Here is a 23795-nt window from a genome sequence, read left to right as displayed (position 1 = left end):
AGACGTTCCGACGACGGCCTCGAACTTCAAGGAGACCTCATGGACGACGCCTATTCGACCCAGATGGCCGCCGCCGAGTCGGCCGAAAGCTCAGGCCTGGCCGAACTGATGGCGCTGAAGGAAGGCGACGCCTTTCTTGTCGCCGATCACTGGGGCGACCTGAAGGGCGGGGCCGACGGCCTGTTCGCCGGCGACACGCGAGTGCTGTCGCGCTGGATCATGACGGTGGGCCTGGCGCGCCCGTCCAAGCTGAGCTCGGGCGTGTCGCAGGACAACGTCTTCTTCTCCTGCCACACCACCAACCGCCCCTTGCCGCCGATGGGCGGACGCTCGGCGCCGGCGGGCGTGCTGCACATCGAGCGCCGCCGCTTTCTGTGGAACCGGCGCATGTTCGAGCGGGTGCGCATGGTCAACCATGGCGTCGAGGATGTGCTGCTGCCGCTGGCCTTCGACTTCGCCGCCGACTTCGCCGACATCTTTCAGGTGCGCGGCACACCTCGCGCCAAGCGGGGAACGGTCGAGACGCCGACCACCGACGGTCGCCGCGTCGGCTTCCGCTACCAGGGCCTGGACGCGGTCGAACGTCGCAGCTGCCTGGCCTTTTCGGAACCGCCGGCTCGCCTGACAGGATCGCGGGCCGAGTTCATGTTCAGCCTGCCCAAGGGCAAGGACCTGGACCTCTTTATCGAATGCGGGATCGACGTCTGCGACACGCCCGATCGTGACCGCTGGCGGCGCTTCTCGGTCGAGGCCAAGCTGGCCATGCGCGCCAAGCGGCGTCGCGGCGCCTCCGTTCGCGGCCCGCGCAGCCCCCGCTTCAACGACTGGCTGGACCAGTCCCGCGCCGACATCGCCCTGCTGACCACGGACCTGCCGACCGGACCCTATCCCTACGCCGGCACGCCCTGGTTCTCGACGCCGTTCGGGCGCGACGGCATCATCACCGCCTGGCAGATGCTGTGGCTCGACCCGTCGTTGGCCGAGGGCGTGCTTACCTATCTCGCCATGCGCCAGGCGACTGAGACCAGCGCCTTTCAGGACAGCCAGCCCGGCAAGATCATGCACGAGACGCGCGGCGGCGAGATGAGCGCGCTGGGCGAGGTGCCGTTCGGCCTTTATTACGGGGGCGTCGACACCACCTGCCTGTTCATCGCCTTGGCCGGCGCCTATGTCCGCCGCACCGGCGACTACGCCCTGATCCGCCGGCTTTGGCCGAACCTGATCGCCGCCGCCGACTGGATGCGCGACTACGGCGACAGCAACGACGACGGCCTGATCGACTATCAGCGCGGCGCCGAGACGGGTCTGTCGAACCAGGGCTGGAAGGATTCCGAGGACTCCATCAGCCACGCCGACGGGCGCTTTCCCAAGGGACCGATCGCGCTGCTGGAGGTGCAGGGCTACGCCTACGCCGCCTGGAAGGCGATGGGAGAGTTCGGCGATCACCTGGGCGATCCGCGCGCCGCTGAATGGCGTGAGCGGGCCGAGACGATGCGGACTCTGGTCGAAGAGCGCTTCTGGATGGAGGACGAGGGGTTCTACGCCATCGCGCTCGACGGAGATGGCGAGCCGTGCCGCTCGATCGGCTCCAACGCCGGGCACCTGCTGTTCACCGGCCTGCCGCTGGCGACGCGGGCGCACCGGGTGACGCGCCGGCTGCTGTCGGCCGAATTCCGAACCGGTTGGGGCGTGCGAACCCTGGCGCATGGGCAGGCGCGCTTCAATCCGATGAGCTATCATAACGGGTCGGTATGGCCCCACGACACGGCGCTGGCCGCCGCCGGCATGGCCCAGTACGGAGAGCGCGACGCGGTGGCCTTGCTGCTGGGCGAAATCTACGCCGCCGCCGCCCATTTCCACCTGCGCCTGCCTGAGCTGTTCTGCGGCTTCACCCGCCAGCCGGGCGAGCCGCCCATCGCCTATCCGGTCGCCTGCCTGCCGCAGGCCTGGGCCGCCGGGTCGGTGTTCCTGATGCTGCAGGCGTGTCTGGGCGTGTATGTGGACGCGATCGAGGGCGTGGTCACGGTGGATCGCCCGGTGCTGCCGGCCGGCATCGACCGGCTGACGGTGTCGAACCTTCAGGTCGGCGCTGCGATGGTCGATCTGGCGTTCCAGCGCGTCGACGGACACACGGTGGTGATGCCGAGGAACCGGCGGGGCGACGTCTCGGTGCGCTCGCTGCGTTAGGCGAGCGCCCGGTCCAGCGCCTTCTTGAACACGGTGGGAAGGGCCGCGCGCGCCTCGGACGCCGGGCGCCAGTCGAATTCGCCCGCGCCGGTCGCCTCCACCACCCGCAGCGTCAGGGCGAAGTGGGTGAAGACGTGCTCCACCGCCCCCGCCTCGCGCCAGTCGGCCGCGACCGGCGGATCGAAGGCGGGGGCGGCGGTTCTCCACTCCGAGGTCGGCAAGCCGGCCATGCCGCCCAGCAACCCCTTGTCCGGCCGCCGCACCACAGCGACCCGACCGCCCGCGTCGCGCAGCACATAGGCGATCCCTTGCCTGTGCGGCCGCTCGGCCTTCTTCGCCTTCAGCGGAAACCGCTCAGGCGCGCCAGACCGATAGCCCACGCAGGCGAAGGCGACCGGACACAGCAGGCACAGCGGCGCCTTGGGCCGGCAGACGGTCGCGCCCAGGTCCATCAGTCCTTGCGCCCAATCTCCCGGCCGCGCGTCCGTGACCAGGGTTCCCGCCAGTTGCCGCAACTCCGGCCGGGCGGCGGGCAGCGGCGTCTCCACCGCGAAAAGGCGCGACACCACCCGCTCCACATTGCCGTCGACCACATTGGCCGGCTGGTCGAAGGCGATGGCCGCCACCGCCGCCGCCGTATAGGCGCCCACGCCCGGCAGGCTCAGCAGCCCCGTCTCGGTGTCGGGGAAGACGCCGCCGTGCTCGTTCGCCACCGCCCGCGCGCAGGCCAGCAGGTTGCGGGCGCGGGCGTAGTAGCCGAGCCCCGCCCAGGCGGCCATGACGTCGGCGTCCTCGGCGGCGGCGAGGTCGTTCACCGTCGGCCAACGCTCGGTGAAGCGCAGGAAGTAGGGTGCGGCGTGCGCAACCGTGGTCTGCTGCAGCATCACCTCCGACAGCCAGACGCGGTAAGGACCGGTGCGCTCGGCCGAACCCGGGGGTGCACGCCACGGCAGCACGCGCGCGCCCGCGTCGTACCAGTCGAGCAGGGCCTGTCGGAGAGCGGAGACGTCGGGCATCTGGCGAGCTATATAGGGCCATGCGCCGCCCCCTGCCCACCGACGCCGAGGTCCGCGAAATCCTGTCGCGCCGCAGGACGCGCCCGGCCCCGCGTCCCGCGCCCCGCGCCGGCCGCGCCTTGCAGCCGCTGATCAAGAAGCTGGACGAGACCTTTGGACGCGGCGCCTCGGCGCTCGAGCCGCGCTGGGTCGAGATCGTGGGCGAGCGGCTGGCCCGCGTCTGCCGCCCGCAGAAGCTGACCAAGGGGCGCGGCGGCCAGCCCGGCGTTCTGGAGTTGCGCGTCGTCGGCGCCGCCGCACTTCTGGTGCAGCACCAGTCGGCCGAAATCCTGTCGCGCGTGAACCTGTTTCTGGGTCCCGGCTCGGTGGACCGCCTGAGGATCGCGCAAGGACCGGTCAAGCCCCTGCCCGCCCCTGCCGCCAAGCCTAGCCGCGCGGCGCGGCCGCCCCTGCCCGCTTCGTCTGAGGCCGAACTGGCGGCGTCCGTCGCAAGCGTGCCCGGCGCGCTGAAGGCCGCCCTGCAAGCCCTCGGGCGCTCCGCCCTCGCGCGCGACGCCGAGGAGCGTGGATCGTAGACGAACCTCGGCACAAGTTCTGCGGGATGGCGAAACTACGCGGGATTGTGTAGCCTGCGCACAAGATCGAGAGCGCCGATCCGGCAATCGACCTTGGCCACTTGCAAGAATGCGTTCGCAGCAGATCCATCGGACAGGTCACGCCATGCAGAACTACAGATGGGGCCTTTACAACGACCCTGCGGATCGACGGCTCATTGTTCCGAAGATGAATCCTGCATTGGGCTGGACCGTCAATGTCGCCCATCCATCAGCACGCCTCGCCTTGGTGCTGATGGCCGTGATCATCGTGGCGGCCGTGGCGGCTTCAGCCCTGCTGGGGTGACTGTTGACAAACCTTCGCCGCACCTGTTCTCGATGATGGATCGAGGCGCCGCTCGGGATGCGCCGCTCGCCAATCCAAGGAAGCCCCATGCGCGCTGAACGTCCGTCCCGCTTCGCCCAGATGAGCCGCCGCGCGGCGATCACCGGAGCGGCGCTCGCCGCCATGGCCCTGTCGGCCTGCGGCGGGAACAAGGGCGGATCGGCCGAGGGCGACATGGCGCTGGGCGCGCCTGACGGCACCAAGGTCACGGTGGTCGAATACGCCTCGGTCACCTGCGGCCACTGCGCCCTGTGGCAGCAGAACACCTGGCCGGCGTTCAAGGCCAAATATGTCGACACCAACAAGGTCCGCTACGTCTTCCGCGAACTGCCGACCCCGCCGGTGGACGTGGCGACGGCCGGCTTCCTGGTCGCGCGCTGCGCCGGCGACGACAAGTATTTCCAGGTCGTGCACCAGCTGCTGGCCACCCAGCAGGAAATGGTCACCGGCTCGCCGCGCGATTGGCTGCTGCGCACCGCCCAGGCCGCCGGCATGAACGAGCAGCAGTTCGCCGACTGCGTCTCCGACCGCGACGCCGTGGCCGCGTTGGAACAACGCATCCAGCAGGCCCAGGCGCAGGGCGTCACCGGCACCCCGGCCTTCTTCGTCAACGAGCAGGAAGTCATCACCCCGGGCAGCAGCGAAGGCCCGAGCCTTGCCGACCTGTCCACCGCCATCGACGCCGAGCTGGCCAAGTGAGCCTGATCCGCCGTCATCTGCTCGCGTTGGCCATGCTGGCGACGACCGCAGCGGCGGGTTCGGCGCTGGCCGCCGACGTGCCGGCGGTGACGGCGGCGGATCGCGTGCTGGGCCGAGCCGATGCGCCGGTGACGGTGGTCGAATACGCCTCCTTCACCTGCTCGCATTGCGCCACCTTCCACAATGATGTGCTGCCGGCGTTCAAGGCGCGCTTCATCGACAGCGGTCAGGTGCGGCTGGTGTATCGCAACCTGCCGACGGCGCCGGCCAATGTCGCGGCGGCGGCGGCGGCCGTCGCCCTGTGCGCGGCGCCCGAACGCTATTTCGACGTGGCGGGCGCCTTCATGAAGGGTCAGGCGGCGCTTTCGACCACCGGGGCCAAGCCCTGGTTCGACGCCGGCATCGCCGCCAGCGGACGCACGCGCGAGCAGATCGAGACCTGCCTGGAAGAGCCCGCGACACGCCAGACGCTGGAGGCGCAGATCGAGGGCGCCACGGCGGCCGGGGTCGAGGGCACCCCCACCCTGTTCGTCAACGGCAAGCGGGTCGCCGAACCCACGCTTTCCGCCCTGACGGCTGCGGTCGAGCCGCTGCTGAAGCGGTGATCCGCTGATCCGATGCAGTTCCAGCGGCTGCGGATCGTCGGCTTCAAGTCTTTCGTCGACGCCGCCGAGGTGCAGATCGAGCCGGGGCTGACGGGGGTCGTGGGCCCCAACGGCTGCGGCAAGTCCAACGTCCTGGAAAGCCTTCGCTGGGTGATGGGCGCCAACTCGGCCAAGGCCATGCGCGGCCAGGGCATGGACGACGTGATCTTCGCCGGGGCCGCGGGCCGGCCGCCGCGCAACCACGCCGAAGTCCAGCTGACCATCGACAATGCGGAAGGCCGCGCGCCCCAGCCCTTTACCGACGCGCCGGTGCTGGAGGTGTCGCGCCGCATTGATCGCGGCCAGGGCTCGACCTATCGCATCAACGGCAAGGCTGTTCGGGCGCGCGACGTGCAGCTCTTGTTCGCCGACGCCTCGACCGGCGCCAATTCTCCCGCCCTGGTGCGCCAGGGCCAGATCAGCGAACTGATCGCCGCCAAACCGCAGAACCGGCGCCGCATCCTGGAAGAGGCGGGCGGCGTCGCCGGCCTGCACACCCGTCGGCACGAGGCCGAGCTTCGGCTGCGCGCCGCCGAGGCCAATCTCGAGCGACTGGAGGACATCGGCAGAGAGCTGGAGACGGCGCTTAACCGGTTGAAGCGCGAGGCGCGCCAGGCGGAGAAGTACAAAAAGGTGTCGGCCGACATCCGCGCCCTGCAATCGGCCCTGCTGTTCGTGCGCTGGAACGATGCGCGGCTGGCCGCCGAGGTCGCGGCCGGCGATCTGCGCGAGGCCGATCGCGCCGCCGCGGAGACGACGCAGGCCGCCGCCCGCGCCTCGACCGAAGCCCTCCAGGCTCAGGAGGCGGTCAGGCCGGCGCGGGAAGAAGACGCCGTGGCCGCCGCCCTGCTGCACCGCGCGACGCTGGAGCGGGACCGGCTGGACATGGCCGAACAGGCCGCGCGCGCAGAGGTCGAACGGCTGCGTGGCGACGTTTCTCGGCTGGCCGCCGACCAGGCGCGCGAGGAAGCCGGTGCGGCCGATGCGGGACGCGAGCTGTCGCGCCTCGACGCCGAGCTCGAACGGCTGCGCGGCGAGATCGCCGCCGCCCCCGCGCGCGGTCCCGAACTCGACCAGGCCGTGGACGCCGCCGAGGCCGCGCGGCAGGCGGCGGACGCCGAGGTCGAGCGACTGGCCGCCCTGTCCGCCGCCACCGAAGCCCGCCTGAACGCTGAGGCCGCGCGCCGCCGGGAGGCCGAGACCCGCCTGTCGCGCCTGGAGGCGCAGCATGAGACCGCACGGCGCGAGCGTGACGCGGTCGGCCCGCTGAAAACGCCCGAGATCGAACAGGCTCAAGACGCGCTTGCGGCGGCGCAAGCGGCGCTGGCCTCCGCGCGGGCCGAGGTCGAGGCGGCGGAAGCCGAACGCGCCGAGCGCGCCCGCGCCGAGGGAGACGCCCGCTCCACGACGCGCGCGGCCGAGGACCGGCTGGGTCGGCTGCAGACTGAGGCGCGGGGACTGGCGCAACTGCTGACCACCACCCGTCGGGACCATCCTCCGGCGCTGGATCAGGTGTCGGCGCAGCGCGGCTATGAGGCGGCGCTGGCGGCGGCGCTTGGCGACGATCTGGACGCCGCGCTCGATCCACGCGCGCCCGCGCACTGGTTCGGCGCGGCGACGCCGACGATGGACTGGCCGCAAGAGATTGAGCCGCTGGCGGTGCGGGTTTCGGCGCCGGACGCCTTGGCCGCCCGCCTGGCCCTGTGCGGGGTCGCCCCGCGCGATCGCGTCGCGGCTCTGGCCAAGACCCTGCCGCCGGGCGCGCGCCTGGTGACGCAGGAGGGCGACCTCTATCGCTGGGACGGGTTTGTCAGCCGGGCCGACGCGCCCCGCCCCGCCGCCGTGCGCCTGGCGCAACGCACCCGGCTGGCGGAGTTGGAAGACGCTATCGACACGGCCCGCCCCGAACTGATGCACACGCAGGCGGTGCTGAAGGCGGCGGACGATGGGCTGCGGGCGGCGGACGAACGGGTCCGGACTGCGCGTCTCCAGCCCTTCGCCGCCGACAAGACGGTCACGGCGGCGCGCGATCAGTTGGAAGCACTCAATCGGGACCAGGCCAGGCGCGAGGCGCGGGCGGCTGCGCTGGATGAGACGTTGGCGCGGCTTGGCGACGACCGCGACGAGGCGCGCCTGGCGGTCGCTGCGCTCGCATCGCCCGACGCCGCCTCAAGCGAGGGACTGGCGGCGCTGAAGGTCGATCTCTCGGCCGCGCGGCTCGCCGCCGAGGCCGCGCGTGGAACGGCGGCCCGCGCCCGCAGCGACCGCGACGCCGAGGCGCGCGAGCGCACCGCCCGCGAACAACGTCTGGGGGCCCTGACCCGCGCCCGCGAAGGCTGGGTCTCTCGCGCGTCCAGCGCCACCAAGCGACTGGCCGAACTGGCAGCCGACGCCGAAGGCGCGCAAGTCCGCCTGAAGGCCGCCGAACAGACGCCGCAGAACTTCGCCGATCAGCGCGCGCGGCTGATGGACGCCCTGATCGCGGCCGAGACGCGGCGCAAGGCGGCAGGCGACGCCCTGGCGGTGGCGGAAGCCGCAGCGACGGAGGCGGATCGCGCCGGCCGCGCCGCCGACGCCGACGCCTCAAAGGCCCGGGAAGCGCGCGCGGGTCTGGCCGCCCGCGCCGAAGCCGCTGCCGAACGGCTGACCGAAGCGGAGGCCAATCTGCGCGAAGGGGCCGGCCTGTCGCCGCAGGACCTGGAGCACAAGCTGACGGCCGACGCCGTGGCCCGCCCCCCCGACGCGGCCGGGGCCGAGGCGTTGCTGATCGGGCTGGAGCGCGAGCGTGAGCAGCTGGGCGCCGTCAACCTGCGCGCCGAGGACGAGGCGGCGGAATACGCCGAGCGGCTGAACAGCATGCGCTCGGAACGCAGCGACCTGACCCAGGCCATCGCCCGCCTGCGCGACGGCATCGACGAGCTGAACGCAGAAGGCCGCGAGCGGCTGGTCGCCGCATTCGACGTCATCAACGACAACTTCAAGGCCTTGTTCGCTGCCCTGTTCGGCGGCGGCGAGGCCGAGCTGAAGCTGGTCGAAAGCGACGATCCGCTGGAGGCGGGCCTCGAAATCTACGCCTGCCCGCCCGGCAAGCGGCTGTCGGTGATGAGCCTGATGAGCGGCGGCGAGCAGGCGCTGACGGCCGCGGCGCTGATCTTCGGCGTCTTTCTGGCCAATCCCGCCCCGGTGTGCGTGCTGGACGAGGTGGATGCGCCGCTGGACGACGCCAACGTTGATCGCTTCTGCCGCATGCTGGACGAGATGCGGAAGCGCACGGACACCCGCTTCATCGTCATCACCCACAATCCGGTGACCATGAGCCGCATGGACCGCCTTTACGGCGTCACCATGCCGGAGCGCGGCATGAGCCAGCTGGTCAGCGTCGACCTGACCCAGGCCGAGAGGATGGTCGCATGATCGCGCTGATGCTCGCCCTGAGCGACCCGCAATTGGTGGAAACCGGCGTCGGCCGCTTCGCCCACTACGCCGACGTCGCGTCGATCCGCCGAGAGGGCGACATGGCCTGGATGCGCGAGCTGCAGGTGGCGGAAGAGGGCTTCCGCGTCGGGTCCGTTGTCTACGTCGGCGGCTGGTCCCGCTGGGCGTTCGATTGTCGCCTCGTGACGGCTGATCGCCTGGACTTCGCTTCGCTGCGGGCAGACGGCGTAGAAGGCCCCGCGACGGCGGACAACGCCCCGCCCTATGCCGCCGCGCCGGGCGGCGACGCGGCCGAACTGCTGGCGGTCGCGTGCGGCGCCACGCCGCCGTCGCAGATGCTTACGCTCGAAGGAGCGGTCCGCCGAGGCCAGGAGGCGCTGCGGGACTAGGCGGGCTGAGGCGGCGCCGGCGGTTCCTGTCCCTGCGGCCACTCCAGCCGGTCCCTCGGCAGGGCTTCACGGCATTCGTCGCGCATGAAGGCCATCAGCTTTTCGCGGATTTCGCAGCGCAGGTCGAAGGCGATCGGCGCCGAGCGGGCGCTGGCCAGGCAGCGCACCTGAAGCACCCGCTCGGTGATGTCGGTCACCTGCATCACCTGGACGTCGCCGTCCCAATGCCTTGACGCCTTGACGATGCCTTCAAAGGCCTCGCGCAGCCGGTCGATCGGCGCCTCGTAGTCGACGTAGAAGAAGGCCGTGCCGATCAGGCGGGCGTTCTCGCGCGTCCAGTTCTGAAACGGCGTGGTGATGAAGTAGCTGAGCGGCAGCACCATGCGCCGCCAGTCCCACAGCTTGACCACCACATAGGTCGCGGTGATCTCCTCGACATTGCCCCACTCGTTTTCGACGATCACGGCGTCGTCGATGCGGATCGGCTGGGTCAGGGCGATCTGGATGCCGGCGACCATGTTGGTCAGGATCGGCTGCAGGGCCAGGCCGGCGATGATGCCGACCACGCCGGCCGACGCCAGCAGGCTGACGCCCCACTGGCGAAAGCCCGAGATGGTCATCAGGGCCAGGCCGATGGTGACGATCACCAGAAGCACCCGCGCCACCCGCTGCAGGATGCGGGCTTGGGTCAGGTGCTTGCGGGCAAGCAGGTTGTCTTCGGTCGAAAGATTGTACTTCTTCAGGTGGACCACGGTCCACATGTCCAAGACGCCCGACACCAGCCAGCCGCCGGCGAGGATGAAGACGAACAGCAGCACAGAGCGCACAAGCGCCGACGGCTCCGGGTCCATCGGCGAGACGCTGACGCCGATGCCGATGGCGACGATCACCAGCAGCACGCGGATCTTGGCCCGGGCGCGCTCCACCACGCCGCGCCAGAAGACGTCGCGGTTCTTCACCACGCGCCTCAGGACGGCGAAGGCGATGCGGTGCGCCAGCAGTCCGCCGCCGACGAAGATCGCCAGCACGATCAGCACCACCGCCCATTCCGGCAGCCAGTCGAACCGGCGCCACAGGCGCAGAGTCTCTCGGGTCAGGTCAGTGATCCAGGGAGGCATGGGGCATAGGACGCCTCGCGGACCGAACGGTTCCCGCCACGCTTCACTGCTTGCTCTCGCTCCCCATCGCAGATGGAGGAGGCGATCAGCCCGCTACGCGCTCGGTTAGGTCGGCTAGGCGCGCGGCCGCGTCGGGGATGGCGACGGAACGGGCGCCCGCCGACATGGTCGCCAGCCGCGCAGGATCAGACAGTATCTGCTGCAGGGTCACGGCCAGCCGCTCCACCGTCAGCATGTCCTCGATCAGCACCTCGGCGGCGCCGGCGTCGACCAGGGCCTTGGCGTTCAGACGCTGGTGGTCGTCGGTGGCGATTTTCAGCGGGATCAGCACGGACGGCAGGGCGCACACCGCCAGTTCCGCGCAGGTCGAGGCGCCCGAACGGCCGATCACCAGATGCGAAGCCGACAGCCGGCTGGCCATGTCGCGGAAGAAGGGCGCGACTTCCGCCTCGATCCCGGCCTCCAGATAGGTCTGGCGCGCCTCGTCCATGCTCTCGGGCCGGGCCTGCTGATGCACGATCAGGCGACGGCGCAGGGCGTCCGGCAGCGCGGCCAGAGCCTTGGGCGTGGTTTCGGCCAAGAGGCGCGCGCCCTGGCTGCCGCCCGTGACCAGCACCCGGATCGGACCGTCCTCGGCGGGCGGCGCATAGGCGCCGTCGAACACCGCGCGGATGTCGGCGCGCACCGGGCTGCCGACCACATGCGCCCGCCCCTGCACCCTGGCCGGCGCATGCTCCAGCGTCGGAAAGGACGAGGCGACCTCTTTCACATAGGGGGCCAGGATGCGGTTGGTGCGACCCAGCACCGCGTTCTGCTCATGGATCAGAGTGGGGCGGCCCTGCGTGATCGCCGCCACCAGCGCCGGCGCCGACGGATAGCCGCCGAAGCCCACCACCACGTCCGCGCCCAACCGGTCGAACGCGGCGCGCGCCTGCATCACGCCGCGGAAGATGGCCGATCCGGCCTTGATCATGCCGAGCGGCCCCGAGGCCGTGGCCGCGTCCAGCGACAGCCGCTCCTCGGCCGGAAAACCGTGGGCGTAGACCTCGCCGCGGTGATCGCTGGCCAGCACCACGCGCCAGCCGCGCCCGATCAGTTCGCGCGCCAGCGCCTCGGCCGGAAACATATGGCCGCCGGTGCCTCCGGCGGCGACAACGCAGAGCTTGGACATGGATTCTCCGTCGATACGGCTTCGCTTACGATGCTCGCCCGGGCCTTTCCAGCCCTATGCTCCGAGTGGCGATGCTCCCCACCCGTCATCCTAGGCCTTGTGCCTAGGATCCAGAGACTCGAACGGCGCCGTTCTCCCGCTGACTTCTGACACCGGGAGTCTGGATCCTAGGCACAAGGCCTAGGATGACGGACTGAAAGGTCCGGCTCAGAGCAAGCGCCGCCGTGTCCCAAGGGTCGCGCCGGGCTCATAGGCGCCGGGCCGGCGCCGCGTCAGCGCCAGCGCCAGCCCCATGGTCAGCCCCATGGCCAGCATCGACGATCCGCCATAGCTGATGAACGGCAGGGTCATGCCCTTGGTCGGAATCAGGTTCAGGTTCACCGCGATGTTGATGCAGGCCTGCAGCCCGATCAGCATGAACAGCCCGGCCGCCGCCGTCTGCTCGAACGGGTCGTTCAGCTTCATGGCCTTCTTCATCCCGCGCAGGACGATAAAGGCGTAGAGGCCGATCATCAGCAGGCTCAAAATCAGGCCGAACTCCTCGGCGCCGACCGAATAGATGAAGTCGGTGTGCAGGTCGGGCACGCGCCGCTTCATCACCCCTTCGCCCACGCCGCGCCCGATCAGGCCGCCCGCGCGAATGGCCTGCGAGGCGCTGTCGATCTGGTGGGTGTCGGTGGTCTCGGGCGAAAAGAAGCGGCTGAGGCGATCGCGCATGTGACCGAACACGAAATACAGCGACACCAGCCCCGCCATGCCCAGGCTGGCCAGCACCGCCATCCACTTGAACGGCACCCCGGCCATGAAGAAGACGGCCATGAAGGTGGTGGTGATCAACAGGGTCTGGCCGATGTCCGGCTGGATCAGCAGCAGGCACACGGTCAGGGCGTAGAACCCAAATGCAATGGTGACGCCCGGCACCCCCTGCCCCTTTTGCGCCTCGGCGAACATCCAGGCGGCGAAGACGATCAGGCCGGGCTTGGCGAACTCGCTGGGCTGCAGGCTGAACGGCCCCAGGTTCACCCAGCGCGCGGCGCCCTTCACCGTGTCGCCGATGAACGGCAGGGCGGCCATCACCATAATGGCGCCCAGCAGGGCCAGGATCGCAATGCGCCGCACGCCCTTGGGCGACAGCAGCGAGGAGCCCAGCATCAGGGTCAGGCCCAGACCGGAGAACACCATCATTCGCCAGGAATAATGGAACGGGTCCGAGATCGACTCGTCGGCCAGGATGGCGGCGGGGCTGGAGGCGAAGCTCAGCGCCACGCCCAGCGCCATCAGGCCGAGCGCTGCGCCCAGCAGGCCGCGATCCACGGTCCAGAACCATTTGGCCAGCGCGCTCTGGTCGTTGCGCGAAAAGGCGGGGGCGTAGGAACTGCTCATGCCGAGGGCTCCGGTGCGGCGCCGAGGTTCAGGACGGCGGCTCTGAACGCCTCGCCTCTGGCCTCGAAGTCGGGATACTGGTCGAAAGAGGCGCAGGCCGGCGAAAGAAGCACCACCTGCGGACCGCCCACTGCGCCGGCATTGGCGGCGGCGGCCTGAACGGCGGCCTCCATCGTGCGGACGACGACGTGCGGCGCAGCGTCGAGCGTTGCGGCGAAATCATCCGCCGCCTCGCCGATCAGATAGGCGCGGGCGATGCGGGGAAACAGGTCGCGCAGAGCCTCGATCCCGCCCTCCTTCGCCCGACCGCCGGCGATCCAGAAGACGCGCTCATAGCTGGCCAGCGCCTGACGCGCGGCGTCGGCGTTGGTGGCCTTGGAATCGTTGATGAAGCTGAGCTCGCCGAGGCGCCCCACCGTCTCCATCCGATGGGCGAGGCCGGGGAAGGTCAGCAGCCCCTCCACCGCCTGTTCGTGCGACACGCCAACCGCCCGCGCCGCCGCATAGGCGAAGGCGGCGTTCTGGGCGTTGTGTCGTCCGGGGAGAGAGCGTGCGGCGGACAGGTCTATGCCTTGATCTTGGATTCGGATCACCCCCGGAACGGCTTCAATTCCGCTCATCCCCGCGAAAGCGGGGACCCAGTTCTTTGGGCGCTCCGATGATTGAGATGCGGCACGACGCTGATCCGCGACATCGTGTCCTGACGAAAGCACTGGGTCCCCGCCTTCGCGGGGAAGAGCGGAAGAGGAAATTGCGATTACCCGTTGGGAGAGTGTATCCGCGATCTCCCGCCCCCACTGCTCATCCACGCCGACCAGCGCCAGCCGAGCATGGGTGAAGATGCGGCGCTTGGCGGCGACATAGCCTTCCATGTCGCCGTGGCGGTCCAGGTGGTCGGGCGAGATGTTGGTCAGGATCGCCACGTCGGGCGCGAAGCTGTCGGTCAGGTCCAACTGGTAAGAGGACGCTTCGATGACATAGACAGCGTCAGCCGTTGGCTCCGGCAGGGCCAGGACGCCGATACCGATGTTGCCGCCGACATGCACCGTCAGGCCCGCCGACTTCAGCACCCAGCCGATCAGGGCGGTGGTGGTGGACTTGCCGTTGGTGCCGGTGATGGCGACGACCCTGGGACGCTCGGACTGGGGCAAGGCGGCGACCGCGCGGGCGAACAGTTCAAGATCGCCGATCACCGGCACGCCGGCCGCTCTCGCCTTGTCCACCGTCCAGTGCGGACGCGGATGGGTGAGCGGCGCGCCCGGCGACAGCACAAGGGCGGCGAAACCTGACCAGTCGGCGGTCGTCAGATCCTCGACCACAAAGCCTTCCGCCTGGGCCTGCATCCGCCCGGACACGCTGTCGTCCCACAGCACCGGCTGCGCGCCCCCGGCCGCAAGCGCGCGGGCGGCCGTGATCCCCGACCGCCCCAGGCCGAACACCGCGACCCGCCGGCTTTCGTATCCGGGAACGGGGATCACGCGGGCGTCTTTCCGTCATCCTCGGGCTCGACCCGAGGATCGAAGGGTCCGCCGCTGGTGCGCAGGTACAGGCGCACAGCCCGATCCGCGCCCGATCCTCGGGTCGAGCCCGAGGATGACGATGAAAGAAGCGTCATCACCGCAGCTTCAGCGTCGAGAGGCCGACAAGCGCCAGGGCGCCAGCGATGATCCAGAAGCGGATCACCACCGTCGATTCCGGCCAGCCCATCTTCTCGAAGTGGTGGTGCACGGGCGCCATCAGGAAGATGCGCTTCTTGGTCAGCTTGTAGTAGCCGACCTGAATCATGACGGAGGCGGCCTCCACCACGAACAGGCCGCCGACGATGCCCAAGACCAGCTCGTGCTTGGTGGTCACGGCGATGGCGCCGAGCGCGCCGCCGAGCGCCAGCGAGCCGGTGTCGCCCATGAATATCTTGGCCGGCGGGGCGTTGTACCAGAGAAAGCCCGCGCCCCCGCCGATGATGGCGGCGCAGAAGATCGACAGCTCGCCCGCGCCCGGCACGTGGTGGATCTGCAGATATTCGGAAAACACGAAGTTGCCGGCGAGATAGGAGATGACGCCGAACGCCCCGGCCGCCATCATCACCGGCACCGTCGCCAGCCCGTCCAGCCCGTCCGTCAGGTTCACCGCATTGGAGAAGCCCACGATCGTGAAGGCGGCGAACGCCACATAGAACCAGCCGACGTTCAGCAGCACCGCCTTGAAGAACGGGAAGGCGATGGAGGTCTCCAACCCCGGCGAGGTCGGCGAATAGGTCATCCACGCCACCGTCATCACCCCGGCGACCACGGAGACCAGCGTCTGGGCCAGCAGCTTCTGCTTGGAGGTCAGGCCGGCCGAGGTCTGCTTGGTCACCTTGGCGTAGTCGTCGATGAAGCCCAGCACGCCAAACGCCGCCGTGACGAAGGACACGATCCAGAGATAGGGATTGGTCAGGTCGCCCCACAGCAGCACGCCCGCGCCGATGCCGGCCAGGATCATCAGCCCGCCCATGGTGGGGGTGCCGACCTTGGACAGGTGCGAGACCGGCCCATCCTCGCGGATCGGCTGGCCGCGGCCCTGCTTGGCGCGGATCCAGTTGATGAAGCGGCTGCCCATGGCCACGGCGACGATGGCGGCGGTCGCCAGCGCCAACGCCGTCCGCACCGTCTGGTACTGAACCAGGTTCAGCAGCGGATACTGATCCGCCACGTCGGCGTAGTAGAGGTAGAGCAGGTAGAACATACGGTTTTCCTCTACCGCGTCAGGCGAGAGACAGGTCGGCGAGCGCGCGCGCGACCAGGGCGGCCCTTGAGCCGTTCGAACCCTTGACCATGACCACGTCGCCGGGGCCGGCCAAAAGCGCCGCTTCCGCCGCCAGCTCGGCCGCCGTCTCGCGCCAGACGCCCCGCCGCGATGTCGGCAGGGCGTCATAGAGCCAGCGCATCTGCGGCCCGGCCGCATGGACCATGTCCAGGCCCGCCGCGTCGATCGCCTCGGCCAGGCCTTCGTGCAGACTGCGGCTCTGGTCGCCGAGCTCCAGCATGTCGGTCAGCACCACGACGCGCCGCCCCTCCGCCGGTCGCGCGCCCAGCGTGCGAAAGCCCGCCGCCATCGACAGCGGATTGGCGTTGTAGCTTTCGTCGATCAGGATGAAGGCGCCGCCCGGCGCCTCGATCATCCGCACCTGGCCCCGCCCCGCCAGCGGCTGGAACCCGGCCAGCGCCTCAAGCGCCGTATCGAGCGGCACGTCCAGCGCCTCCAGCATCAGGATCACCGCCAGGCTGTTCAGGCCCCAATGGTGGCCGCTCTGGGCCAGTCGATAGTCGATGCGCCGGCCGTGCAGCTCGGCCGTGACGGCGGCGCCTTCGGCATCGGCTCGGAAGTCCAGCAGGCGCGCGTCATGGGCGCCGTGCGCGCCAAAGGTCGCTAGGCGCGCTCCGACCGCGCGCGCGTGCTCCGCCAGCACCGAGGCCTGCGCCACATCGCCGTTGGCCACGGCCACGCCGCCCTCGACCAGTCCGTCGAAGATGGCCGCCTTTTCGCGCGCGACCCCGGCCTCCCCATCCGCGAACGCTTCGATATGGACGGGGCCGACGGTGGTCACGCAGGCGGCGTGAGGCCGGACCATGCGCGACAGCGGCGCGATCTCGCCGGGCGCGTTCATGCCGATCTCGAACACCGCGCGCTCGGTCTCGCGCGGCATGCGGGCGAGCGTCAGGGGCACGCCGATGTGGTTGTTGTAGCTCTTGATCGATCCGTGCGCCGGACCGGCCAGGTCCAGGCCGGCGCGGATCGCCTGGGTGACGCTGGTCTTGCCGACGCTGCCGGTCACGGCGCCGCGCTTCACGCCCGGGCTGCGGTCCCGCGCGGCTGCCCCCAACGCCTCCAGCGCCGACAACGTGTCGGCGACCTGCACGAACGGTCCGCCCTCCACCGGCCGCTCGACCAGGGTCAAGGCCGCACCGGACTGGAAGGCGGCGCCCGCGAACTCATGCCCGTCGCGCGCGCCCTTCAGCGCCAGAAACAGGTCGCCGGGCGCGATCTCACGGCTGTTGTAGGTCACACCCGTCACGGCGGCGTCCGGGCCGGACAGGACGCCGCCCGTGGCGGCGGCGATCTCGGCGGCCGTCCACAGCGGGCGCGAAGCGGGATCAGGCATGGACGGAAAGGGCCTCGGCAGCAACGGTGGCGTCGTCGAACGGATGGGTCACGCCGCCGACGATCTGACCCTGTTCATGCCCTTTTCCGGCGATCACCACCACATCGCCGTCGCGCATCATCTCGATGGCGTAGCCGATGGCGCTGCGACGATCGCCGATCTCGACCGCGTCCGGACAACCGCGCCGGATCTCGGCCCGGATCGCCGCCGGGTTTTCTCCACGCGGATTGTCGTCGGTGACGATGGCGTAGTCGGCCAGACGCCCCGCCACTTCGCCCATCAGCGGCCGCTTGCCCCGGTCGCGGTCGCCGCCTGCGCCGAACACCACGATCAGCCGCCCCTTGGCGTGCGGACGCAGCGCCTGCAGCACCGTCTCCAACCCGTCCGGCGTGTGGGCGTAGTCGACATAGACCTCGCCGCCGCGCTCGCCGGCGTCGATCCGCTGCAGCCGACCGCGCGCGCCCTGAAGCTGTTCAAGCGCGCCGATCACCGCATCCGGCCGCTCGCCCGCCGCGATACACAGGCCCGCCGCCACCAGGGCGTTCGAAGCCTGAAAGGCGCCGGCAAGCGGCAGCAGTATCTCGCGCGCGTCGCCGCGCACGTCCAGCGTCAGCCGCTGGCCCTCGGCCGTCGCACGTCTGGCCAGCAGCGTCAGGTCGCGCCCGCGCTCGCCCACGCCCATCACCCCCAGCCCCGCCATGATCGAGGCGGATGCGAAGGCGCCGTAGGCCTCCGAATCGGCGTTCAGCACCGCTGTGCGGCCGCGCGGCAGCAGGGTCTCGAACAGCCGCATCTTGGCCGTGCGATAGCTATCCATGTCGCCGTGGTAGTCGAGGTGGTCCTGCGTCAGGTTGGTGAAGGCCGCCGCCTTCAGCGCCACGCCGTCCAGCCGCCGCTGGTCGATGCCGTGGGAGGAGGCCTCCAGGCAGACGTGCGTCACCTCCTTGGCGGCCAGCTCGGCCATCAGGCGCGCGGCGTCGGCGGCGTCCGGACTGGTCAGGCCGGGATCGGTCAGGGCGTAGGTCTTTTGACCCTTCTGCCCCACCACGCCCAGCGTGCCCATGCTGGCCGACTTGTAGCCGAGGCTGGCCCAGATCTGGCGGCTGAAGGCAGCGACCGAGGTCTTGCCGTTGGTGCCGGTCACGGCCACGCAGGTCCTGGGCTGGGCGCCATAGAAGCTGCGCGCGGCGATGGCGTAGGCGCGGCGCACGTCGCCCGAGGTGACCAGCACCGGCGCGGCCTCGACCGGCGTGTCGACCGGCGCCAGCACCGCCGCCGCGCCCTGCGCCAGCGCCTGCGGGATAAAGGCGCGGCCGTCGGAGGCCGTGCCCGGCAGGGCCACGAACAAGGCGCCGGGGCCGACCTTGCGGCTGTCGGCGGTCACGCCGGTGATCACCGGATCGGCCGCGACGTCGCGGCGCAGGAGGTCGGACAGTCGAAGCGCGCTCAACGACCGTCTCCCTCGATGTCCTGAAAGGCCGGGACTTTCTCGCCAGTCGCGGTGCGATAGCGATCGGCCCGGCGCTCGACGCCCAGGAAGCCGGCGACGCGATCGGCGATGCGGCCGACGGCGGGCGCCGCGACATAGCCGCCGGTCTTTGGATACTGCGACGGCTCGTCCATCAGGATCAGGATGGAATAGCGTTTGGCGTTGACCGGGCCATCCGCCGGGAACACCGCGGCGAACGAGCCCACGGCGTGCGAGGGATCATAGCGGCCGTTCACCAGCTTGTTGGCCGATCCGGTCTTGCCGCCGACCCGCAGGCCGGGCGCATCCGCCAGCCCGCCCGAACCGCGCACCACATTGCGGCGCAAGAGGTCCAGCATCGTCAGCGAGGTCTGTTCCGACACCGCCTGGCGCGGCCGGGCGCCCGGCGCGCCGCCCTTTCTGAGGCTCAGCGGAATGTAGCGGCCGCCGTTGGTCAGGGCGCCCATGGCCGCCGACACCTGGGCTGGGGTCGCCATGATGCCGTAGCCGAACGACAGGGAGGCGAGCGTGGAGTTGTCCCACTTGCGCGGCACGACCGGCCGGGCGGATTCCTTCAGCTCGATCGGCGCGGCCGCCAGCAGACCCAGATTGGTGAAGTAGGTCCGCATCACGTCCGGACCCATCTCCACCGCCAGCTGCGAGGTGCCGATGTTGGACGAGTGGAGATAGACCTCCTCCAGCGTCATGACCCGGTTCTGGGCGTGGAAGTCCTTGATCTTGCGGGTGCCGATCTGGAACGCCTGGGAGGCGTCGAACAGGGTGTTCATGTCGGCCCGGCCGGTGTCGATGCCGGCGGCGACGGTGAAGCTCTTGAACACCGACCCCATCTCGTAGTGGCCGGACACCGCCCGGTTCAGCGTCGCGCCCTGCGGCGCACGCGCGCGTTCGGCCGGATTGAACGTCGGCCACGACGCCATGCCCAACACTTCGCCGGTCTGGACATCGGCGATGATGCCGACCGCGCCCTTGGAGCCGGTCTCGGTCGCGGCGCGCGCCAGTTCGTTTTCCAGCACGCCCTGCACGCGCAGGTCGATCGACAGCGGGAAGCTTTCGCCGCGCTGGCCGGCAGCGCGCACCTCTTCGTTGAAGGCCAGCTCGGCGCCCGCGACGCCCTGCCCCCCGGTGTCGGCGTCGCCGATCAGGTGAACCGCCGAGGTCCCCAGCGGATAGACGCGGCGGTCCTCAGGCTCGAACGACACGCCGCCCAACGCCAGCGCGTGCACCGCCTCGCGCTCCGACGGCGTCAGCCCCGTCAGCACGATCAGCCGACGGTCGCCGTCCAGAACCTTGTTCAACCGCTTGGCCGGCAGGCGCGGAATGGCGCGACGAAGCTGAGTAAACGCCAGCCGCTTGTCCCAGATCTCGGCCGGGTCGATGTACAGGCCGTAGTGGGTGATGTTGGTGGCCAGAAGCTCGCCGTTGCGGTCGGTCAGGTCGCCGCGCACCAGGGCGTGCGGATTGGCCGCCGCCCACAGCCGCCCCTTGTCGGCCAGAAGCGCCGCGTGCGCGGCGCCCAGCGCCAGCGCGCCGAACACCACCGAAAAGACGATCAGCACCAGAAAGATGCGGACGCGCGTGTCCTCTTCCGGTCGCGCATCGGCCTTGGCCCTCTCGAACCCGTGCTCGAGCCGCCACATGACCTCGGACAGCCAGCGCCAGAACGGCGACAGCCGATCCGAGACGCTGGGCCCCGGTGCGGGGCGATAGCCGCGGTGGTCCTGGACGGTCATTGCGCCTCCTCGGCCGGCGGGGCGGCGACGGGCGCGGCGTCCTGAGCGGGCGCGGGCGGTGGCGACGGAGGCGCCACGGCCTTGTCGGAAAGATCAGCCTGCGGCGCCTTCAGCGCCGGCAGCGCCGTCTCGTCGGCCTGACGATGCACATCGACCGGGGCCATGCCGATCTGCCGCGACAGGCTTTCCAGCCGCGCCGGCTGCTCGAGCCGCGCGGCCTCGGCGCGCAGCAGGCGCACGCGCTGGCCGTTCTCGGCGATGTCCTGCTCCAGCTGGGCGATGCGGCTGCTTTCACGCGCCGCGCCCGCCTTGGCCGCATAGACCGAGACGATCATCACGGCGACCAGAACGGCGCCGATCAGCTCGACCCAGCGCACGCCGCGCACCTTCATCTCGAACAGGCGGACCAGCGTCTCGCGGCCGGACAGCAGCAGGGCGCTCATGCGGCGGCCTTTCCGTTGAAGCGACCCCAGGCGGGCGCGTCGGTGCGCACCGCGGCGCGCAGCTTGGCCGACCGCGCACGGGGGTTGGACAGCCGCTCGACCTCGCCCGCCTCTCTCGCGCCCTTGAAGGCGAGGTCGAAGGACGGCCGGCGCGGGTCGACCGAGACGGGTGCATGGCGCGATCCGGCCGGCGCATTGCCGGTGCGCTCGGTCAGGAAGGCCTTGACGATGCGGTCCTCCAGCGAATGGAAGGTCACCACCGCCAGCCGCCCGCCCGGCGAGAGCACGGCCTCAGCCGCCTCCAGCCCGCGCGTCAGCTCGCCCAACTCGTCGTTGACGGCGATACGCAGCGCCTGGAACACGCGCGTCGCCGGATGGATCGGCGCGCCGCGACGGCCGCCCAGCGCCTTTTCCACCACCTCGGCCAGATCCAGCGTGCGGGTGAAGGGCTGTTCGGTACGGCGGCGCAGAATGGCGGTAGCGATGCGTCCGGACTGACGCTCCTCGCCGTACAGCTTGAAGATGTGGGCCAGAGGACCGTGGTCCCAGGTGTTGACGATGTCGGCGGCGGTTTCGCCCCCATGATCGGCATTGGCGGACATGCGCATGTCCAGCGGACCGTCGCGCATGAAGGAAAAGCCGCGCTCGGCCTGATCCAGCTGCATTGAGGAGACGCCGATGTCGAAGACGGCCCCGTCCAGACGGTCCGCGCCCGCTTCCTCGAACGCCTCGGCCAGACCGGAGAACGGCGTGCGCACCAGCTGGAAGCGGCCGGAAAAGTCGTTGGCGACGGCCTCGGCGTGCGGCTGAACCGTGGGGTCGCGGTCCAGCGCGATCACCTGCGCGCCCGTCTTCAGGATCGCGCGGGTGTAGCCGCCAGCGCCGAAGGTGGCGTCGATCATCACCTCGCCCGCCTGGGGCCGCAGGGCCTCCAGCACCTCGGCCAGCAGGACAGGGGCGTGCGGAGCCGCATCGGTCATGCGCCGCCTCCCGCCGCCAGCTTCATCTGCGCCTGCAGCTTCAGGGCGCCGACCTGGGCCAACCCGGCCTTCGCCAGGGCACGCTGCTCGGCGCGGCGCGCCTGCCACTTGTCCTTGCTCCAGATCTGGAAGCGATCGTCCAGGCCCACGATCATCACGCTGTCGCCCCCATCAGCGCCCAGCCCGGCCTCCTCGCACAGCGCCTCGGGCAGGGTGATGCGGCCGCCGGAGTCGAAGTTCAGACGCGTCTGCTCACCCATCACCTGCCATTCCAGCGCCGACCGCTCGGCCGAGCCGAACGGCAGGGCGCGGATCATCTCGGCATAGACGGCGAACAGCCGGTCGCCGCCGGCCTCCAGGCAGTCCGCCTCGATCGACGGGAAGATGAAGATGGCGCTCTCGGCCCCATTGTCGGCGGTGCGATAGTCCTGAGGGATCAGGAGGCGGCGCTTGCCGTCCAGCTGCTTCTCGTAGGTCGAGAGAAACACGCCCTGCCCATCGGATCTCTCGACCCGTCCCTGAAACCGAAAAATGCAGGCGCCCGAGACGCGCGCCTCTCACCCCAACTCACAGCGGATGGGATATCATGGGACGGAATGGGCCTCAATGGGATTGGTAGCCTTGCTTTAACCATGAACGGCAGTGTTGCGCCCGATCCACGCCGACTAGATCGGAACATACACAGAACATGACAAGTATTCACAGTCTGTGGAACAGCTTAGTGAAGGCCCATCGCGCAAGGGTTAACGGCGCCTCGGCCTGTGGACAGCCGCCGGCCGTGGGTGAGCTGCACGCCCATCCCATTCACCGAGAGGAAAAAAGTGGAAAAGCCAGACGGCCTGTAAGCCGGGTTCTGTTCCGCCTCGAAAGGCGGCGACGATCATTCCTCTGGACCGCCCATTGCTGAGCGGTTCTCGCGACCTACCCGGACGTCTGGGGCGGTGAACCCTTGCGGGGCGAACCCCGCGCGACGTCCCTATTTGGTCTTGCTCCAGGCGGGGCTTGCCATGCCGTCGACGTTGCCGCCGACGCGGTGGGCTCTTACCCCACCCTTTCACCCTTACCGGCCTCGCAAGGCCGGAGGTTTGCTTTCTGTGGCGCTATCCCTCGGGTCGCCCCGGGCGGAAGTTATCCGCCGCCTCTTCACCGTGGAGCCCGGACTTTCCTCGACGGACGCGGGGCCCGCCGCGACCGCCCGGCCGTCTGGCGGGGCAGTAGATGCGCTGCCCGGCGGATGCGGTCAACCGTTCTTGCTTCTGTCCGGCGCGGCTAAAGCATGCCGGTGACGGTCTCGACCTGCGACAGCTGCAGCAGGCCGACCAGCCGCGCCCGCGTCTCGCCGTCGGCTGTGCCATCGACGCGCGACGGTCGCCAGTGGCGCTGAAAGGCGCGCACGGTGGTTTCCGTTTCCGCGTCGTAATCGCCGCCGGGCGCCAAGCCATAGCCCAGCCGATGCAGGCCCGAGCGCAGCACAACCACGCCCAGCCCCTGGTCGCCGTGCTGCAGCAAGCCGGTCAATGCGGCGATCCGCTCCGGCGCCGGTTCGAACCACAGGCCATGGCTGGCCTGCGCCAGCGTCTTCCACGGGAAACGCTCGCCGGGATCCTGCTTGCGATCGGGGGCGAGATCGGAGTGGGCGATGATGCGCGCGTCCGGGATCGTCCATCGGCCGCGGATGTCGTCCAGCAGCGCGATCACCGCCTCGACCTGCACGGCCGGGAACTCGCGATAGCCGAACTCATGTCCCGGATTGACGATCTCGATACCGATCGAGGCGGCGTTCAGGTCCGTTTCGCCCTGCCAGGTGCCGCGTCCTGCGTGCCAGGCCCGGCGCGCCTCTGGAACCAGGCGAAAGACGCGCCCGTCCTCCTCGACCATGTAGTGGGCCGAGACACGAGCGTCCGTATCGCGCAGCCGCGCAAGCGCCGCCTCGCCCGTCTCCATGCCGGTGTAGTGAAGGACGATGGCGTCCGGCGGCGCGCGCCGGGTGTCGAAGTTCGGTGACGGCGCCTCGATCAGGTCAAGCGCCAC

21 protein-coding genes and 1 other RNA gene are annotated in these 23795 nt (G+C 70.1%); 7 read left to right on the top strand and 15 right to left on the bottom strand.

From position 1 onward, the window contains the following. Positions 1 to 39 precede the first annotated feature (39 nt). The gene (locus KY493_RS01980; RefSeq protein ID WP_219897332.1) at positions 40 to 2187 is read left to right on the top strand and encodes a glycogen debranching N-terminal domain-containing protein; all 2148 of its coding nucleotides are present in this window, start codon (positions 40 to 42) and stop codon (positions 2185 to 2187) included. Here KY493_RS01980 and mutY read toward each other — a convergent pair. Further along, entirely contained in the window at positions 2184 to 3203 is a 1020-nt protein-coding gene (gene mutY / locus KY493_RS01975; protein ID WP_219897331.1) for an A/G-specific adenine glycosylase, read from the bottom strand. The two genes, KY493_RS01980 and mutY, sit on opposite strands and share 4 nt — an antisense overlap. A 20-nt stretch (positions 3204 to 3223) precedes the next feature. On the opposite strand from mutY, the gene KY493_RS01970 reads away from it, so the two are divergent. From KY493_RS01970 to KY493_RS01945, 6 genes are all read left to right on the top strand, one after another. Beyond that, complete coding sequence (locus KY493_RS01970; RefSeq protein WP_219897330.1) at positions 3224 to 3778, top strand: DUF721 domain-containing protein; 555 nt, start codon at positions 3224 to 3226, stop codon at positions 3776 to 3778. Positions 3779 to 3923: 145 nt separating this feature from the next. Continuing rightward, on the top strand, positions 3924 to 4103 hold the full coding sequence (locus tag KY493_RS01965) for a DUF5808 domain-containing protein (protein WP_219897329.1): 180 nt from the start codon (positions 3924 to 3926) through the stop codon (positions 4101 to 4103). Positions 4104 to 4190: 87 nt separating this feature from the next. Next, on the top strand, positions 4191 to 4841 hold the full coding sequence (locus KY493_RS01960; RefSeq protein WP_255567971.1) for a DsbA family protein: 651 nt from the start codon (positions 4191 to 4193) through the stop codon (positions 4839 to 4841). Then, positions 4838 to 5446: a thioredoxin domain-containing protein gene (locus tag KY493_RS01955; protein ID WP_255567970.1), complete on the top strand. Its 609-nt coding sequence runs from the start codon at positions 4838 to 4840 to the stop codon at positions 5444 to 5446. The genes KY493_RS01960 and KY493_RS01955 overlap by 4 nt, the downstream gene beginning before the upstream one ends. 12 nt (positions 5447 to 5458) lie before the next feature. Next, a complete protein-coding gene (locus KY493_RS01950) occupies positions 5459 to 8899 on the top strand; it encodes an AAA family ATPase (RefSeq protein WP_219897328.1) in 3441 nt (1146 codons plus the stop codon). Further along, a complete protein-coding gene (locus tag KY493_RS01945; protein WP_219897327.1) occupies positions 8896 to 9309 on the top strand; it encodes a hypothetical protein in 414 nt (137 codons plus the stop codon). Before KY493_RS01950 ends, KY493_RS01945 begins: the two co-directional genes overlap by 4 nt. Here KY493_RS01945 and KY493_RS01940 read toward each other — a convergent pair. The 14 genes from KY493_RS01940 to KY493_RS01875 all read right to left on the bottom strand — a co-directional run bounded on the left by KY493_RS01940 (position 9306) and on the right by KY493_RS01875 (position 23795). Continuing rightward, the gene (locus tag KY493_RS01940; protein ID WP_219897326.1) at positions 9306 to 10427 is read right to left on the bottom strand and encodes a mechanosensitive ion channel family protein; all 1122 of its coding nucleotides are present in this window, start codon (positions 10425 to 10427) and stop codon (positions 9306 to 9308) included. The two genes, KY493_RS01945 and KY493_RS01940, sit on opposite strands and share 4 nt — an antisense overlap. Before the next feature lie 85 nt (positions 10428 to 10512). Further along, positions 10513 to 11598: an undecaprenyldiphospho-muramoylpentapeptide beta-N-acetylglucosaminyltransferase gene (gene murG / locus KY493_RS01935; protein WP_219897325.1), complete on the bottom strand. Its 1086-nt coding sequence runs from the start codon at positions 11596 to 11598 to the stop codon at positions 10513 to 10515. A 207-nt stretch (positions 11599 to 11805) separates the two neighbouring features. Then, positions 11806 to 12981, bottom strand: a complete 1176-nt coding sequence (locus KY493_RS01930) for an FtsW/RodA/SpoVE family cell cycle protein (RefSeq protein ID WP_219897324.1) — start codon at positions 12979 to 12981, stop codon at positions 11806 to 11808. Then, a complete protein-coding gene (murD, locus tag KY493_RS01925) occupies positions 12978 to 14459 on the bottom strand; it encodes a UDP-N-acetylmuramoyl-L-alanine--D-glutamate ligase (RefSeq protein ID WP_219897323.1) in 1482 nt (493 codons plus the stop codon). Before murD ends, KY493_RS01930 begins: the two co-directional genes overlap by 4 nt. Continuing rightward, a complete protein-coding gene (locus KY493_RS01920) occupies positions 14456 to 14596 on the bottom strand; it encodes a hypothetical protein (protein WP_219897322.1) in 141 nt (46 codons plus the stop codon). The genes murD and KY493_RS01920 overlap by 4 nt, the downstream gene beginning before the upstream one ends. Further along, complete coding sequence (gene mraY, locus KY493_RS01915) at positions 14596 to 15705, bottom strand: phospho-N-acetylmuramoyl-pentapeptide-transferase (protein WP_219897321.1); 1110 nt, start codon at positions 15703 to 15705, stop codon at positions 14596 to 14598. The genes KY493_RS01920 and mraY overlap by 1 nt, the downstream gene beginning before the upstream one ends. Positions 15706 to 15724: 19 nt before the next feature. Next, the gene (gene murF / locus KY493_RS01910) at positions 15725 to 17122 is read right to left on the bottom strand and encodes a UDP-N-acetylmuramoyl-tripeptide--D-alanyl-D-alanine ligase (RefSeq protein ID WP_219897320.1); all 1398 of its coding nucleotides are present in this window, start codon (positions 17120 to 17122) and stop codon (positions 15725 to 15727) included. After that, positions 17115 to 18572: a UDP-N-acetylmuramoyl-L-alanyl-D-glutamate--2,6-diaminopimelate ligase gene (locus KY493_RS01905; protein WP_219897319.1), complete on the bottom strand. Its 1458-nt coding sequence runs from the start codon at positions 18570 to 18572 to the stop codon at positions 17115 to 17117. Before KY493_RS01905 ends, murF begins: the two co-directional genes overlap by 8 nt. Continuing rightward, positions 18569 to 20248, bottom strand: a complete 1680-nt coding sequence (locus KY493_RS01900) for a penicillin-binding protein 2 (protein ID WP_255568103.1) — start codon at positions 20246 to 20248, stop codon at positions 18569 to 18571. Before KY493_RS01900 ends, KY493_RS01905 begins: the two co-directional genes overlap by 4 nt. Positions 20249 to 20337: 89 nt before the next feature. Then, positions 20338 to 20784, bottom strand: coding sequence for a cell division protein (locus KY493_RS01895; protein WP_219897317.1), 447 nt, complete (start codon positions 20782 to 20784; stop codon positions 20338 to 20340). After that, complete coding sequence (rsmH, locus tag KY493_RS01890) at positions 20781 to 21764, bottom strand: 16S rRNA (cytosine(1402)-N(4))-methyltransferase RsmH (protein ID WP_219897316.1); 984 nt, start codon at positions 21762 to 21764, stop codon at positions 20781 to 20783. The genes KY493_RS01895 and rsmH overlap by 4 nt, the downstream gene beginning before the upstream one ends. Continuing rightward, on the bottom strand, positions 21761 to 22252 hold the full coding sequence (locus KY493_RS01885) for a division/cell wall cluster transcriptional repressor MraZ (protein WP_219897315.1): 492 nt from the start codon (positions 22250 to 22252) through the stop codon (positions 21761 to 21763). The genes rsmH and KY493_RS01885 overlap by 4 nt, the downstream gene beginning before the upstream one ends. 338 nt (positions 22253 to 22590) lie before the next feature. Next, positions 22591 to 22971: RNase P RNA component class A (rnpB, locus tag KY493_RS01880), an RNA gene on the bottom strand. 62 nt (positions 22972 to 23033) lie between these two features. Next, positions 23034 to 23795, bottom strand: a complete 762-nt coding sequence (locus KY493_RS01875; RefSeq protein WP_219897314.1) for an N-acetylmuramoyl-L-alanine amidase — start codon at positions 23793 to 23795, stop codon at positions 23034 to 23036.

This window comes from Brevundimonas sp. PAMC22021, from assembly GCF_019443405.1.
Taxonomy (GTDB): domain Bacteria; phylum Pseudomonadota; class Alphaproteobacteria; order Caulobacterales; family Caulobacteraceae; genus Brevundimonas.
This window is presented reverse-complemented; position numbering and strand designations above follow the sequence as displayed.

Excerpts from the sequence above, each read along its gene's own strand:
- KY493_RS01965 (WP_219897329.1), top strand. The coding sequence starts at position 3,924 with ATGCAGAACTACAGATGGGGCCTTTACAACGACCCTGCGGATCGACGG.
- KY493_RS01940 (WP_219897326.1), bottom strand. The coding sequence starts at position 10,427 with ATGCCTCCCTGGATCACTGACCTGACCCGAGAGACTCTGCGCCTGTGG.
- murG (WP_219897325.1), bottom strand. The coding sequence starts at position 11,598 with ATGTCCAAGCTCTGCGTTGTCGCCGCCGGAGGCACCGGCGGCCATATG.
- KY493_RS01970 (WP_219897330.1), top strand. The coding sequence starts at position 3,224 with ATGCGCCGCCCCCTGCCCACCGACGCCGAGGTCCGCGAAATCCTGTCG.
- KY493_RS01920 (WP_219897322.1), bottom strand. The coding sequence starts at position 14,596 with ATGACGCTTCTTTCATCGTCATCCTCGGGCTCGACCCGAGGATCGGGC.
- KY493_RS01895 (WP_219897317.1), bottom strand. The coding sequence starts at position 20,784 with ATGAGCGCCCTGCTGCTGTCCGGCCGCGAGACGCTGGTCCGCCTGTTC.
- murF (WP_219897320.1), bottom strand. The coding sequence starts at position 17,122 with ATGCCTGATCCCGCTTCGCGCCCGCTGTGGACGGCCGCCGAGATCGCC.
- rsmH (WP_219897316.1), bottom strand. The coding sequence starts at position 21,764 with ATGACCGATGCGGCTCCGCACGCCCCTGTCCTGCTGGCCGAGGTGCTG.
- KY493_RS01980 (WP_219897332.1), top strand. The coding sequence starts at position 40 with ATGGACGACGCCTATTCGACCCAGATGGCCGCCGCCGAGTCGGCCGAA.
- KY493_RS01950 (WP_219897328.1), top strand. The coding sequence starts at position 5,459 with ATGCAGTTCCAGCGGCTGCGGATCGTCGGCTTCAAGTCTTTCGTCGAC.
- mraY (WP_219897321.1), bottom strand. The coding sequence starts at position 15,705 with ATGTTCTACCTGCTCTACCTCTACTACGCCGACGTGGCGGATCAGTAT.
- KY493_RS01900 (WP_255568103.1), bottom strand. The coding sequence starts at position 20,248 with ATGTGGCGGCTCGAGCACGGGTTCGAGAGGGCCAAGGCCGATGCGCGA.
- KY493_RS01930 (WP_219897324.1), bottom strand. The coding sequence starts at position 12,981 with ATGAGCAGTTCCTACGCCCCCGCCTTTTCGCGCAACGACCAGAGCGCG.
- mutY (WP_219897331.1), bottom strand. The coding sequence starts at position 3,203 with ATGCCCGACGTCTCCGCTCTCCGACAGGCCCTGCTCGACTGGTACGAC.
- KY493_RS01960 (WP_255567971.1), top strand. The coding sequence starts at position 4,191 with ATGCGCGCTGAACGTCCGTCCCGCTTCGCCCAGATGAGCCGCCGCGCG.
- KY493_RS01945 (WP_219897327.1), top strand. The coding sequence starts at position 8,896 with ATGATCGCGCTGATGCTCGCCCTGAGCGACCCGCAATTGGTGGAAACC.